Source organism: Streptomyces sp. MspMP-M5 (assembly GCF_000373585.1).
Lineage (GTDB): Bacteria > Actinomycetota > Actinomycetes > Streptomycetales > Streptomycetaceae > Streptomyces.
In genome coordinates this window covers 515702-529864 of record NZ_KB891853.1, presented here as the reverse complement: position 1 = coordinate 529864, position 14163 = coordinate 515702, and the positions used below count along the sequence as shown (strand labels likewise).

The following is a 14163-nucleotide window of genomic DNA, read 5'->3' as shown; positions in this document are numbered from 1 at the left end:
GGGCGTCGCGGTGGGTGACGGTCCGGTGACTCTCAAGCATCGGTAAATGAATCGTAATGACGCGTAAAGGCTGTGAGAAGGCTTTTGGGGTGTATGGCGCAGCCATTCCACCTATCGAGTGAATAAAACGACTTTCGTCGTGCTCTTTTGGCCACCCGTCAATGGATATAGGCGATTCCTCAGGTTCGTCCTGATAACCCACATGGTGCACTGCGCACCAGGAATGAGGTGGCTGATGACCGTCATATCGAAGACGACGGTCCGCATCGCGGCGGCGGTGGCACTGGCGGCGATAGCCGGCTGCTCCGCGGCGGCCCAGGGCGGGCCGCGGCAGAGCACGGCCAAGGGACGCGCGGAGCCCGCAGAAGTCCCCGCGGCCCGCCCGCTCCGCCTGATAGGCGACGGCTCCACCGCCTACACCGGGGCGCAGCCCCACCAGCCGCGGCCCGCGCGGCTCAAGGCGGGCGGCCGGCCACCGCAGTTCGTGGTCTTCTCCTGGGACGGCGCCGGCGAGGACGGCCAGAAACTCTTCTCCCACTTCCGTGCCGTCGGCAAGAAGTACGGCGCGACGATGACGTACTTCCTCAGCGGCATCTACCTGCTCCCCAGCGAGAAGGCCGGGCTCTACGCACCGCCCCGCCACCCGGTCGGCTCCTCGGCCATAGGCTTCAACGACATCCGGGGGATCAAGGCCACCGTGGCCCAGATGCGCGGCGCCTGGGAGGACGGCAACGAGATAGGCACCCACTTCAACGGCCACTTCTGCGGCCGCAACGGGGTCGGCAGATGGACTCCGGAGGACTGGCGCAGCGAGATACGGCAGGCCGTGTGGTTCGTCCGGAACTGGAAGACCAACTCGGGCCTCAAGAACGAGCCGCCGCTCCCCTTCGACTACGCCAAGGAACTGGTCGGCGGCCGCGCCCCCTGTCTGGAGGGGCAGCACAACCTGATACCCGCGGCCAAGGAGATGGGCTTCCGCTACGACGCCAGTTCGGCGGGCGGGCTCCAGGTCTGGCCGCACAAGATCGACGGCATCTGGAACTTCCCGCTCCAGGAGATACCGTTCCCCGGCCGCGGCTTCGAGGCCCTCTCGATGGACTACAACTTCCTGGCCAACCAGTCCGGCGGCACCCGTGGCAACCGCGCGATGTACGACACCTGGGGCCGGCAGATGCGCGACGGCATCCTGGACGCCTTCGAGCGCACCTACGAGGGCAACCGCGCCCCGCTCTTCGTCGGCGACCACTTCGAGTCCTGGAACGGCGGCACGTACATGAAGGCCGTCGAGGAGGCGATCAAGGAGATCTGCCCCCGTGCGGGCGTGCGCTGTGTCAGCTTCAAGCAGTTGAGCGACTGGCTGGACGCGCAGGACCCCGAGGTGCTGGCCAGGCTCCAGGATCTGCCGGTGGGCCGGGCGCCGGAGGACGGCTGGGCGGCGTACCTCTCCGGGAAACCGGGGGCGTCCGGCCCGGCGCCGGCCGCCCGGATCACGCCGGTTGCGGAGTAGCGGCCCCCTCGAAGAGCACGAAGGCGGGGTCGACCTGCGCGGCCAGGTCGGCTCCCGTCTTGGCGTTGCCCCAGCTCTCCGCGTTCTTCAGGTGGAAGTGCACCATCTGGCGTGTGTAGCGCTCCCAGTCGCGGCGCTCATAGGAGGCGTCGGCGGTGTCGTACAGGGTCTCCAGGGCGCGGCGGTTGGCCTCCTCCAGGAAGGCGAAGGGGGCCGGGCGGCCCTTCTCCATGGCCCGCACCCAGTCGGAGTGGCCGACGCACACCAGCAGGTCCTCGCCCACCTCGGCGCGCAGGAACGCCAGGTCGTCAGGCCCCTGGACCTTGTTGCCGACGACCTTCAACGGGACGCCGAAGTCCTGTGCGTACTCCTTGTACTGGCGGTAGACCGCGACGCCCTTACGGGTCGGCTCGGCGACCAGGAAGGTCATGTCGAAGCGGGTGAACATCCCGGACGCGAAGGAGTCCGATCCGGCGGTCATGTCGACGACGACGTACTCCCCGCGGCCGTCGACGAGGTGGTTCAGGCACAGCTCGACCGCACCCACCTTGGAGTGGTAGCAGGCCACGCCCAGGTCGGCCTCGGTGAACGGGCCGGTGGCCATCAGCCGCACCGCCCCGTCGTCCAGGCCCACGGCCCGCGCGCAGGTCTCGTAGACCGGGTTGTCCTCGCAGAGCCGCAGCAGCCGCGATCCCTCGCCGGGCGGGGTCGTTTTGATCATCGTGTCCGCGGACGGGATACGGGGGTTGCCGCCGCGCAAGTAGTCCTTGATCAACGGGAGATGAGCGCCCATCGCGGGCAGCGCGGCGGCCTCCGCCTCGTCCATGCCGAGCGCGACGCCCAGATGCTGGTTGATATCGGCGTCCACCGCGACGACGGGGATCCGGGACGCGGCGAGATGCCGGATGAACAGCGAGGACAGCGTGGTCTTGCCGCTGCCGCCCTTGCCTACGAAAGCGATCTTCATGTTCGGCAGGCTAGGTGTGGCCAACCTCTCGGCGGGTGGTTTACGTGAAGAAGACCACTCCTTCGAGGGGTCCGGCCTGGTGGTGCGTAGGGTCGTCCTCATGGCTGGAATCTCCCGGGGGACGTCCCCCGAACCTCCCCGGAGGGGCAACGACCCGCTCGCGCCCCTGGCGTCGCTCCCGGGGGTCGCGGACGCGGTGGACGCCGTCCGCAAGTCCGTCGACCGGGTCTACGGGCACCGCATCATGCGGCGCCGCAGCACCGAGATCACCGCCGAGGCGGCGCTGCGCGGGTCCCGTGGCTCCGCGGCGCTCTCCGGGGCCGACTGGGCGCTCGAAGAGATCCGGCGGCGCACCGACTTCAGCGAGGGCGGCGAGCCGCGCACGGTCGGCGCGGCGCTGCGGCTGACCGCCGAGGCGGGCCAACTCCTCAGCGTCTGGCGGCAGTCGCCGCTGCGTGTGCTGGCCCGGCTGCACCTGGTCGCGGCCGGCGGCGGCGCGGCCGACGACACCGTGGGCCGGCCCCGGCAGGGCGGCGAACCGGTGGACGAGCCGCTGATCGAGCTGCCGCTCCCGGATGCCGAGGAGGTCGCCGGCCGGCTGGACGGGCTGTCGCGGGTACTGCTGGCGGGTTCCACGGCGCCGGCCCTGGTGACGGCCGCGGTGGTGCACGGCGAACTCCTGGCGCTGCGGCCCTTCGGCTCGCACAACGGGCTGGTCGCGCGGGCGGCCGAGCGGATCGTGCTGGTGGGCAGCGGACTGGACCCGAAGGCGATCTGCCCGGCCGAGGTCGGGCACGCGGAACAGGGACGCGAGGACTACACGGCGGCCCTCCAGGGCTATGCCTCGGGCACCGCGGAAGGCATGGCGCAGTGGATCGCCCACTGCGGGCGGGCGATCGAGCTGGGTGCACGGGAGAGCACGGCGGTCTGCGAGGCGCTCCAGCGCGGCGCGGCGTAACGGCGTGGTGCCTTGGCTCTGACGCGGGCCACGCGGCCCGTACGGGGCCGCACACGGGTTGCGGCGGTACCAACCCTTCGGTACCGCCGCTGGCACGTCCGCCGAGTTACCATGCGTGCTCGAATTTTTGCCCATCAGGTCGGATTCGTTGTCCGCTTACCTGGTGCGGCTGGCCCGTAATCGACGGGTCGGCGTCGCGTGGGTGCTCGGCATTCATGCGTCGGTCCGTGGGCCTTGATGCGTTAAAGGCGTTCCTCTCGGATGTCCTTGGTCTCGCGGGCCGTCAAGTCCTTTGTACTACTCATGGGGGACAAGCGGAACCCCAGCTCGCAGATCTTTACGATCGCCCGCAAATGCGGGCAATACGGCGAGGCGTTTCTTTCCCGTATTGCGGCGGCTGGCGTACCAGACCAGGGTCGCGGTGGCGGCGGCCGCGCCGATCGCGGCGACGGCGGTGATCACCGGGCGGGAGGGCATCGTCAGCGTGGGCAGGCGCTTCTTGAGCGGGACCGGGCGGCTGAAGGTGACCACCGGCCAGCCGCGGGCGTTCGCCTCACGGCGCAGCGCCCGGTCCGGATTGACGGCGCAGGGGTTGCCGACCGTTTCCAGCATCGGCACATCGGTGATCGAGTCGCTGTACGCGTAGCAGCGCTCGAGGTCGTATCCCTCGGACGCGGCCAGCTCCCGGACGGCTTCCGCTTTGGTGGGGCCGTAGGCGTAGTACTCCACCTCTCCCGTGAAGCGGCCGTCGTCGCCGACCACCATTCTGGTGGCCACCACCCGGTCCGCGCCCAGGAGTTCGCCGATCGGCTCGACCACCTCGGCGCCGGAGGTGGAGACGATCACGACGTCCCGTCCGGCCGCGTGGTGTTCCTCGATGAGCGAGGCGGCCTCGTCGTAAATGATCGGGTCGATCAGATCGTGCAGCGTTTCGGCGACGATCTCCCGGACCTGCGCCACGTCCCAGCCGCGGCACAGCGACGAGAGATATTCGCGCATCCGCTCCATCTGGTCGTGATCGGCGCCGCCCGCGAGGAACACGAACTGGGCGTACGCGGTGCGCAGTACGGCCCGCCGATTGATCAGGCCGCCTTGGTAGAAGGACTTGCCGAAGGTCAGCGTGCTCGACTTTGCAATGACGGTCTTGTCCAAGTCGAAGAACGCGGCAGTACGGGGCGTCGAGTGAGGCACGGAGTGGTTTTCCACGGGGGTGAGCATAGGCGCCCACCATTCGGCGTAAGGTGTGGCGCGTGGGTTTGCCTGAGAAGGCACTCGGGTACACCATGGAAGTCACGGATCGTTCGCGACCGTGCTAACCCGGTCCGGCTCCTCCCCCCCCCGAGCCGGCCGTGGAGACGACCCCCGCTCTCCCCCCCGGCGGGGGTCGTCGCATGTCCGGACGCTTTTTCCGTCGTGAACTCTTGATCCGGCCGTTCTCCGCGCGTTGACGGGCGTCGTCCCTGTCATGCATATGCCATCACCCACGGTAGTCGTCGGACTGCTCTGCGGAGGCTTCTCGTGCGCCTCAGGAGTTGCCCCGCGTCGCTGGAATAGGTGACGGGGATATTCACAACCGCAGAGTTGTCCACAGTTTTGGGTCAAGATCCACAGAGATTTCCCGATCGCTGCACCGTGAAAGTCCGCGAAGTTCGCGGAAGCGCGAGTTGCGTAGCGATAGGGGGACAGAACGTGTCCGGATCATCTAGTTCCGACCAGCTGGTGCGAAGCGGTGAAGAGCGGGACGGGCCGCTGTTGATCACCGAGGACGAGGAGCTCCTCGACGACCTTCTGCGGCTGTGTGCGGCGGCCGGCGCGCTGCCCGAAGTGGCGCACCGCCCTCCGCTCGGGAAAGAGGAGTGGGAAGCGGCGCCGCTGGTGGTCGTCGGCGCGGACGCGGCCGGCCGGTTGTCCGTCGTGGGCCGCCGCGCGGGCGTGATCATCGCGGGCCGGGACGCGGACGACGTCGCCGTGCTGCGGCAGGCGGTGGAGGTGGGGGCGGAGCGGGTGCTGGCCCTCCCCGACGGCGAGCGGTGGCTGGTGGACCGGATCGCCGACGCCGTCGAGGGGGCCGGGCCGCCGGCCCTGACGGTCGGGGTCGTCGGCGGCCGCGGCGGCGCCGGGGCGAGCACCCTCGCGGCGGCGCTGGCGCTCACCGCCGCCCGCGCGGGTGAGCGGACCCTGCTCGTGGACGGCGACCCGTTGGGCGGTGGGCTCGACGTCCTGCTGGGCGGCGAGCAGGAGAAGGGGCTGCGGTGGCCTGCCTTCGCCGAGTCGCGCGGCCGGGTGGCGGGCGGCGCGCTCGCCGAGTCGCTGCCCCGGCTGCACTCCTTACGGGTCCTGAGCTGGGACCGGGGCGCGGAGGTGGCCATTCCGCCGCCGGCTGTGCGGGCGGTCCTGGCGGCGGCCAGGCGGCGCGGCGGTGTGGTGGTCGTCGACCTGCCGCGCCGGGTGGACGGGACGGCGGCCGAGACGCTGGCACAGGTGGACATCGGGCTGCTGCTCGTCCCCGCGGAGCTGCGCGCGGTGGCGGCGGCGCGCCGGGTGGCCGACGGGGTGCGGGCGGTGCTCGGCGACGTCCGGGTGGTGACCTGCGGGCACCCCGGGCCGGGGTCGGGCGGCGGGCCGACGGCCGAGGAGGTCGCGCGCCTGGTGGGGCTGCCGTTGGCGGGTGAACTGCCCTGGGAGGCGGGGCTGTCGGAGGACCTGGCGCGAGGGCGGGCGCCCGGCACGCGGGAGCGGGGGCCGCTGGCGCGGTTCTGCGCCGGGTTCTGGGAGCGGGTCCGGGGTGCCGGAGGGGCCGGTGCGGCGGGTGCGGTGCATGGAGCGGAGACGGAGCCGGGGGGTGCGTGGGAATGAGGCGAGGGAAGACGGGAGCGCTCGGGCACCGTGGCCGGGCGGCACCGGACCGGCGCGGTCCGCGGTTCGGGGACTGGTGGCGGGACGGGCTGCGGTGCGGGGCGGGGTGGTGGTCCGGTAGGAGCCGGGGTGCCGTCGGACCCTTCGGGGGCGGGTGGGCTGTGACGGCCGCCTGGGGCGGTGATGCGCGATGAGCCGGGACTTGCTCGACGTGGTGCGCCGGCGGCTCGCGGAGTCCGGGGCGGAGCCGACGCCGGCCCGGGTCGCGGTGGCGCTGCGCGAGGAGGGGCGTCTCCTCGGGGACGCCGAAGTGCTGGGCGTGGTGGGCGCGTTGCGCTCGGAAATGGTGGGCAGCGGGCCGCTGGAGCCGCTGCTGGCCGAGCCCGCGGTGACGGACGTACTGGTGACCGGGCCGGACGCGGTGTGGGTGGACCGGGGCGGCGGACTGGAGCGCACCGACGTCCGCTTCCGGGACGCCGCCGAGGTGCGCAGGCTCGCCCAGCGGCTGGCGGCGGTCGCCGGGCGGCGGCTGGACGACGCCCGGCCGTGGGTGGACGCCCGACTGCCGGACGGCACACGGCTGCACGCGGTGCTGCCCCCGGTGGCGGTCGCGGGGACGTGTCTGTCCTTACGGGTGCTGCGGCCCCGGGCCTTCGCGCTGGCGGAGCTGGTGGCGGCCGGGACCGTTCCGCCGGGCGGTGACCGGCTGCTTAGGGCACTGCTGGCCGCGCGGCTGTCGTTCCTGGTCAGCGGCGGTACGGGCTCCGGCAAGACCACGTTGCTCAGCACGTTGCTCGGGCTGGTCGGACCGGCGGAGCGGATCGTACTGGCCGAGGACTCGGCGGAGTTGCGGCCGGACCACCCCCATGTGGTGCGGCTGGAGACCCGGCCCGCCAATCAGGAGGGCGCCGGCCGGGTGACCCTGCGGGACCTCGTACGGCAGGCGCTGCGGATGCGGCCGGACCGGCTGGTGGTCGGCGAGGTGCGTGGCCCGGAGGTCACCGACCTGCTGTCGGCACTCAATACGGGCCATGAGGGGGGTTGTTGCACCGTCCATGCCAATGCGGCGTGCGATGTGCCGGCCCGTCTGGAGGCGCTCGGGTGCACCGCCGGGCTGGATCGGGCGGCCCTGCACAGCCAGTTGGCGGCCGCGGTCTCGGTCGTGCTGCACCTCGTACGCGACCGGTCCGGGCGGCGGCGGATCGCCGAGATCCACGTCCTGGAGCGGGATCGCGACGGCTTCGTGGCGACCGTTCCGGCGGCGGTGTGGAGCCAGGCGGGCTTCCAGGAGGCCTGCGGCTGGGGGCGGTTGGCGCGGCTGTGCGAGAGGGGTGGCGAGCGGTGCTGAGGGATGGCGCGGGGCCGATGGCGGGGCCGGTCGGGGTTGTGGCCGCGGCGGGGTGCGTGGTGGTGCTGGTACTGGCGCGACGGCTGCGGCGCGGGCTTGCCCTGCGACGGCGGATGGCGATGGCCCTGGGGGACGCCGCGGCCGGACGGCCGCACCGGGGGCGCGGCGCGCTGCTGCGGGAGTGGTGCGCCGGGCGGATGGTCGGCGACGCGGGGTGCCGGCGATGGCGGCTCGGGCGCTGGTGCGAGGTCGGTGCGGAGGTCTGGTGCCTGCCGGCCGGGATCGCGCTGGGGCTGCTGGGGCGGTCGGTGCTGCCGGTGCCGGCCGCGGTGGTGGCTTTGGTCGTCGTACGGCGATGGCTGGCCGGGCAGGCGCGGCGGCGAGCGGCGGAGCGGCGTTCGGCGGTGGTGATCCGGTTCTGCGGGGCGGTGGCGGCCGAGCTGCGCGCCGGCCGCCAGCCGGATCGGGCCCTGGTCGCGGCCGGGGCGCCCGGGCTGGGGGAGGCGGGCCCCGCGCTGCTGGCGGCCGCGCGGTACGGCGGGGACGTCCCCGGGGCGCTGCGGGCGGCGGCGCGGCAGCCGGGCGCGGAGGGACTGGCCGGGGCGGCGGCCTGCTGGCAGGCGGCGGTGGAGGGCGGCGCGGGGCTGGCCCGCGGGCTGGAGCGGATCGCCGCCGGGCTGGCCGCGCAGCGGGACCAACGGGAGGAACTGCAAGCCCAGTTGGCCGGGCCGCGGGCCACCGCCCTGATGCTCGCGCTGCTGCCGGTGGGCGGGCTCCTGATGGGCGGCGCGCTCGGTGCCGATCCCCTCGGGGTGCTGCTGCACACCCCCGCCGGCTGGGGCTGCCTGGCCGTCGGCGGGCTTCTGGAGTGGGGCGGGGTGGCCTGGACGGCCCGGATCGTCGCCGACGCGTCGACGGTGCGGAAGTGAAGCGAAGGAGAAGGGGGTGGGTGTAGTGAGTCCGGACGTTGTCCACAGGTTGGGGATGGCGGTGCTGGCCGCCGTGGCTGTGTGGTGCGCGGTGGCGCTGGGGCGGCTGGTGCGCCGGGAGCGCGCCGTACGGCGGCGGGTGCCGGTCGTCCTGGAAGGGGCCGCCGACAGTGCGTACGGCGGCGAGGGTGGCTTGCGCGCACGGGTGCGGTGGGTGGTCCGCGACCGACTGGCAGTCCGCGGCCGGTTCAAGGGGCTTGGAGCGGTCCAAGGGAGCGGCTGCGGGGACGGCTGGCTGAAGGAATGGGGCGGCCCCCTGGTGGCGGCCGGGTGCATGGCCGTCCTCCTGGGCGGCGTCACCGGGGTGCTGGCGGGGCCGGCCGTCGGCTGGGGCACGTACCGCTGGCTGCGCCGGCAGCGGACCGGGGCGGCCGACCGGGCCTCGGCGGCCCGGGTCGCCGCCGAACTCGCCCCGGCCGGAGACCTGCTGGCGGCCTGTCTGGCGGCCGGCGCCGGGCCCCGGGAGGCGGCCGAGGCGGTGGGCCGCTCCCTGGACGGGGTGGTCGCCGAGCGCCTGCGCCATATCGCGGCGGAGCTGCGCCTGGGCGGTGAACCGGCGGCCGTGTGGCCACGGTTGGCGGAACTCCCCGGTGCCGAGGCGCTGGCGCGCTGCATGGAGCGCGCGGGCATATCGGGAGCCCCGGCGGTCGAGCCGGCCTCCCGGGTCGCGGCCGAACTGCGCGCCGAATGGGGCCGGACCGCGGCCGCGCGGGCCAGGAGGGCCGGGGTGTTCGTCACCCTCCCGTTGTCGGGGTGCTTCCTGCCGGCCTTCCTGGTGCTCGGGGTGGCTCCGGTCCTGATCGGGCTGGCGAGCGGACTGCTGGGAGGTGACGGCATGGGCTGAGACGGCGGTGCGGTGATGCGGAGACGGGCCTGTGGCGACTCGGTGACCGGAGAGCGCAGAGGCGGGGCCTGCTGGGGCCCGGAGCGATCACGCAACGGGCTCCACGGAGGCGTCACCGCACCGGACTCCCGGACTCGGACGCAGTTGACACGGACAGGCGCGGAGCGGGCGGGCGCCGGGGGGAGGGACGGACGCGACACGAACAGGAACGGAATCACGGCACGGAGGCATGGAGGCACGGACGCACAGGCGACCAGTCACGTGCAGTTGACCGGACACACGCAGGCAACAGGCAACCGGACGCAACTCCAACAGCCGGACGCACACCAGCAACCAAGCACGCACCAACAACGAGGCACCACAGACATGCAGGCGCGCAAAAGCTTGCACGCGCGCACGCAGACAGCCAGACACACCCAAACGCACGACTTCACACACAAGTTGAGGGATTTCCAAGGAGGCACGAGATGTTCGGTCGATGGTGGGCACGGGTGCGCGCGGCCGGGACGGACCGCGGGATGAGCACTGCGGAGTACGCGGTGGGGACGTTGGCGGCATGCGCGTTCGCGGCAGTGCTCTACAAGGTCGTGACGAGCGGGCCGGTGGCCGCGGCACTGCGGGCCCTGGTCCAGAGGGCGCTCGATGTGCAGTTCTGAGGGACGAGGACGGGCCCGCGCCGCGCGTACCGGTGCGGGCCCACCGGGCGGACGCGGAGCCCGGGACGGCGGGTTCGTGACGGCGGAGGCGGCGGTGGTGCTGCCCGTGCTGGTGGCGGTCGCGGCGGCGCTGATCTGGGGGCTGCTGGCCGCCTGTGCCCGGATCGCCTGTGTGGACGCCGCTCGGGCCGGCGCTCGTGCGGCGGCCCGCCAGGAGCCGCCGGCGCAGACGCTCGCCGCGGCCCGTGGGGCGGCGCCCCGGGGCGCGCGGATCACGGTGACGCGTGAGGGCGACCTGGTGCGCGTACGGGTCGAGGCCGCGCTGCCCGGAGCGGGGCGGCTTCCGGTGCGGGTCGGGGGAGAGGCGGTGGCCCTTGCGGAGGAAACGGTGCGGTGATGTGGGTTCGGCCAAAGTGAGGCAACGGAGCCGGGGCCGGGACGCGGGCTCCGCCACGGTGTGGACGGTCTTCGCGGCGGCGGCCCTGTGCGCGGTCTTCGCGGCGCTGATGGCCGTCGGGCAGGCGGTCGCCGCCCGGCACCGGGCGGGCGCTGCCGCGGACCTGGCAGCGCTGGCGGCCGCGGACGAGGTGCTCCGGGGCCCGGCGGCGGCGTGCGCCACGGCGCGCCGGGTGGCCGTCGGGCAGCACACCCGCCTGGTGCGCTGTGCGGTGGCCGGGCTGATCGCCGATGTCACGGCCGAGGCCGGTGGCGGGCCGTTCGCGGCGCGGGTGCGGTCCCGGACGGGCCCGGCCGTGGGTTCCGCCGCGGGCACGTTGGACGCCGGGAGGACCGTGGTTCCCGGGGCCGCTTCGGCCGCCGGCTCCGGTGCGAGCGCCGGCCGGCGGCCCCTGACGGTCGCATGGGTCGGCCCGCCACCCCGAGCCCCGGCACTGCGCGGGCGATACCGGCCGTCCGGGCCGTCCGGGCGGTCCGGCCAGTCCGGTGCCGGACGGTCCAGGGCTCCACGGTCCAGGGCTCCACGGTTCCGATCCGTGCGAACGCCGGTCCGCCGGGGCTCAGCTCTCCGGCGCCACGGTTGGCGCCCCGCGCAGCAGCTCGCCCAGCAGCCGGATGGCGCCCCGTTTGTGGAGCGGGTCGTTGCCGTTGCCGCACTTGGGGGACTGGATGCAGGACGGGCAGCCGGCCTCGCACTCGCAGGCCGCGATGGCGCTGCGGGTGGCGGCGAGCCAGTCGGCGGCCGTGTGGAAGGCGCGTTCGGCGAAACCCGCGCCGCCCGGGTGGCCGTCGTAGACGAAGACCGTCGGCAGCAGGGTGTCCGGGTGCAGGGGGACGGAGACGCCGCCGATGTCCCAGCGGTCGCAGGTGGCGAAGAGCGGCAGCATCCCGATGGAGGCGTGCTCGGCGGCGTGCAGGGCACCGCCCAGCTGCTGGGGGTTGACCCGGGCGGCGTCGAGCTGGTCCTCGGTGACCGTCCACCACACCGCGCGGGTGCGCAGCGTACGGGGCGGCAGGTCGATCTTGGTCTCGCCCAGGACCTCTCCGGTGATCAGTTTGCGACGCAGGAAGGAGACGACCTGATTGGTGACCTCCACGGATCCGAAGCAGAGCCGGGCGTCGCCCCAGGGCACCTCGGTGTCGGTCTCCAGGATGGAGATCGCGGTGGTGTCGCGGGCGGTCGTGGAATACGGGGGATTGGCCTCCTCCACGAGGGCGACGTCGTCCGCCAGGTCCAGGTGCCGGACGAGATAGCTGCGGCCCTGGTGGAGGTGGACGGCTCCCTCGTGGACGGTGGTGTGCGCCGCCGCGGCGTCGACGGTGCCCAGCAGCCGCCCGGTGCCGGCCTCCACGATCTGGACGGGCGAGCCGCCCCGGCCGCGGATGTCGGTGAGGTCGGCGGCGCGCTCGCGACGCGTCCAGTACCAGGCCGTGGCGCGCCGGCGCAGCAGAGCGGCGGCCTCCAGCTGGGGAAGCAGCGCCTCCGTCTCCGGGCCGAAGAGCGCGAAGTCGGCCTCGGTGAGCGGCAGTTCGGAGGCGGCCGCGCACAGGTGCGGGGCGAGCACGTACGGGTTGTCCGGGTCGAGCACGGTCGACTCGACGGGCTGGTCGAACAGCGCCTCGGGGTGGTGGACGAGATAGGTGTCCAGCGGGTCGTCGCGGGCCACCAGGACGGCCAGCGCCCCCTGCCCGGCGCGGCCCGCCCGGCCGGCCTGTTGCCACAGGGACGCGCGGGTACCCGGATAGCCCGCGATGACCACGGCGTCGAGGCCGGAGACGTCCACGCCCAGTTCCAGCGCGGTGGTGGCGGCCAGGCCCAGGAGTTCGCCGCTGTGCAGGGCGCGTTCGAGGGCCCGGCGCTCCTCGGGCAGATAGCCGCCCCGGTACGCGGCGATCCGCCCGGGCAGCGAACGGTCCACCTCCGCGAGCCGCTCCTGGGCGATCAGGGCGATCAGCTCGGCGCCGCGCCGGGAGCGCACGAAGGCGACCGTGCGCACGCCCTGGACGGCGAGGTCGGTGAGCAGATCGGCGGTCTCGGCGGTCGCGGTGCGGCGCACGGGGGCGCCCTGCTCGCCGTGGAGTTCGGTCAGCGGCGGCTCCCACAGCGCGAAGACCACCTCGCCGCGCGGCGAGGTGTCCTCCGTGATCTCGGCCACCGGCAGCCCGGTGAGCCGGGACGCGGCCCGGGCCGGCTCCGCGGCGGTGGCCGAGGCCAGCAGGAAGACCGGCTCGGAGCCGTACCGGGCGCAGACCCGGCGCAGCCGGCGGACGACCTGGGCGACATGGGAGCCGAAGACGCCGCGGTAGCTGTGGCATTCGTCGATGACGACGTAGCGCAGTGCGCGCAGGAAGGAGGACCACCGGGCGTGGGCCGGGAGGATGCCGCTGTGCAGCATGTCCGGGTTGGTCAGCACGTAGTTGGCGTACTGGCGGACCCACTCGCGCTCCTCGACCGGGGTGTCCCCGTCGTAGACGGCGGGCCGGACGGCCGTGCCGAGCGGTGCGGCCAGTTCGCGCACGGCCCGCCGCTGGTCGGCCGCCAGGGCCTTGGTGGGCGCCAGGTACAGGGCCGTGGCCCCCCGCCCGCCCACCCGTCGCCCGCCACCACCCCGCGGAAACGCTTCGCGCTGCAGTTTTTGACTCTGCGCTTCGGACCCGTCCAGGAGGGCGGAGAGGACGGGCGCCATGTAGGCCAGTGACTTGCCCGAGGCGGTGCCGGTGGCGACCACGACCGATTCGCCGCGCAGTGCGTGTTCGGACGTGCGTGCCTGGTGGGCCCAGGGGCGCTCGATTCCGGCCGAACGGATGGCGTCGATCACTTCCGGCCGGATCTGTGCCGGCCAGTCGGCATGGGTGCCGATCCGCGGGGGCAAGTGCTCCGTATGAGTGATGCGCGCAGCGCGGGTCGCGCCCCGGGCCAGACGGTCGAGAATCATGCCTGGGGAAGTGCGCGCACCGGGATCCGGCGGGAGTCGATTGGAGGCCATCGGCACCGAGTGTGTCACCGGTGTGACGGACAATGCTCACAAGGCGTCGTGCACGCCTGCTGGTAAGTGATTGAATGCCATGGCGGCTGCCGATCCGCCCCTACCTCGGTGGGGAGGCCCCAGGGGGGCGACCGCTCGATAGCAAGGTGCTGGAGGATCCGTGGACCTGTCCCTGTCGACCCGGACCGTTGGCGACCGTACGGTCGTCGAGGTCGGTGGCGAGATTGATGTATACACCGCGCCCAAGCTGCGGGAGCAGTTGGTCGAGCTTGTGAACGACGGAAGCTACCACCTCGTGGTGGACATGGAACGTGTCGACTTCCTGGACTCCACAGGGCTCGGCGTCCTGGTCGGCGGGCTCAAGCGGGTGCGTGCCCACGAGGGCTCGCTGCGCCTGGTCTGCAATCAGGAGCGCATTCTCAAGATCTTCCGTATCACCGGTCTGACCAAGGTGTTCCCGATCCACACCTCGGTCGACGAAGCCGTCGCAGCCACTGACTGACGGTTTGCCGGTCCCCCGCGCTCCGGGCGCGGGGGTGGAAGAAGTGGGGGGTACCGGGCGAACCCGTCCGGCCCCCCGCGTTGCACGCCCGCA

The 14163-nt window shown here is 73.3% G+C and carries 12 protein-coding genes and 1 pseudogene; 10 read left to right on the top strand and 3 right to left on the bottom strand.

Annotation, left to right across the window (positions count from 1 at the left end):
• Positions 1-235 precede the first annotated feature (235 nt).
• A complete protein-coding gene (locus B073_RS0102490; RefSeq protein ID WP_018536512.1) occupies positions 236-1507 on the top strand; it encodes a hypothetical protein in 1272 nt (423 codons plus the stop codon).
• Here B073_RS0102490 and B073_RS0102485 read toward each other — a convergent pair.
• Complete coding sequence (locus tag B073_RS0102485) at positions 1488-2474, bottom strand: ATP-binding protein (protein WP_018536511.1); 987 nt, start codon at positions 2472-2474, stop codon at positions 1488-1490. The genes B073_RS0102490 and B073_RS0102485 overlap by 20 nt on opposite strands.
• A gap of 100 nt (positions 2475-2574) precedes the next feature.
• On the opposite strand from B073_RS0102485, the gene B073_RS0102480 reads away from it, so the two are divergent.
• A complete protein-coding gene (locus tag B073_RS0102480) occupies positions 2575-3432 on the top strand; it encodes an oxidoreductase (protein WP_051093887.1) in 858 nt (285 codons plus the stop codon).
• A gap of 297 nt (positions 3433-3729) precedes the next feature.
• On the opposite strand, the gene B073_RS0102475 is transcribed toward B073_RS0102480, so the two are convergent.
• Positions 3730-4650 (bottom strand): HAD family hydrolase, encoded by a 921-nt coding sequence (locus B073_RS0102475; protein WP_018536509.1) that lies wholly within the window; start codon positions 4648-4650, stop codon positions 3730-3732.
• A 471-nt stretch (positions 4651-5121) separates the two neighbouring features.
• Here B073_RS0102475 and ssd point away from each other — a divergent pair, with 471 nt between their 5' ends.
• The 7 genes and pseudogenes from ssd to B073_RS43515 form a co-directional block, all read left to right on the top strand.
• The gene (ssd, locus tag B073_RS38925) at positions 5122-6288 is read left to right on the top strand and encodes a septum site-determining protein Ssd (RefSeq protein WP_051093886.1); all 1167 of its coding nucleotides are present in this window, start codon (positions 5122-5124) and stop codon (positions 6286-6288) included.
• A gap of 190 nt (positions 6289-6478) precedes the next feature.
• Entirely contained in the window at positions 6479-7636 is a 1158-nt protein-coding gene (locus B073_RS0102465) for a TadA family conjugal transfer-associated ATPase (protein WP_018536507.1), read from the top strand.
• Between the two features lie 17 nt (positions 7637-7653).
• Positions 7654-8565 (top strand): type II secretion system F family protein, encoded by a 912-nt coding sequence (locus B073_RS0102460; RefSeq protein WP_018536506.1) that lies wholly within the window; start codon positions 7654-7656, stop codon positions 8563-8565.
• A 16-nt stretch (positions 8566-8581) separates the two neighbouring features.
• Positions 8582-9469, top strand: a complete 888-nt coding sequence (locus B073_RS43225; RefSeq protein WP_324608779.1) for a type II secretion system F family protein — start codon at positions 8582-8584, stop codon at positions 9467-9469.
• A 518-nt stretch (positions 9470-9987) separates the two neighbouring features.
• Complete coding sequence (locus B073_RS43220) at positions 9988-10125, top strand: DUF4244 domain-containing protein (RefSeq protein WP_026246978.1); 138 nt, start codon at positions 9988-9990, stop codon at positions 10123-10125.
• Complete coding sequence (locus B073_RS0102440; RefSeq protein WP_234024971.1) at positions 10112-10522, top strand: TadE family type IV pilus minor pilin; 411 nt, start codon at positions 10112-10114, stop codon at positions 10520-10522. Before B073_RS43220 ends, B073_RS0102440 begins: the two co-directional genes overlap by 14 nt.
• 1 nt (position 10523) lies before the next feature.
• Positions 10524-10874 (top strand): annotated as a pseudogene (locus B073_RS43515) (Rv3654c family TadE-like protein); the annotation flags it as partial.
• Between the two features lie 267 nt (positions 10875-11141).
• Here B073_RS43515 and B073_RS0102435 read toward each other — a convergent pair.
• Positions 11142-13568, bottom strand: coding sequence for a DEAD/DEAH box helicase (locus B073_RS0102435; RefSeq protein WP_106731739.1), 2427 nt, complete (start codon positions 13566-13568; stop codon positions 11142-11144).
• A 160-nt stretch (positions 13569-13728) separates the two neighbouring features.
• Between B073_RS0102435 and bldG the strand changes: the two genes are divergently transcribed.
• Positions 13729-14070 (top strand): anti-sigma factor antagonist BldG, encoded by a 342-nt coding sequence (bldG, locus tag B073_RS0102430; protein ID WP_004571875.1) that lies wholly within the window; start codon positions 13729-13731, stop codon positions 14068-14070.
• Positions 14071-14163 lie beyond the last annotated feature (93 nt).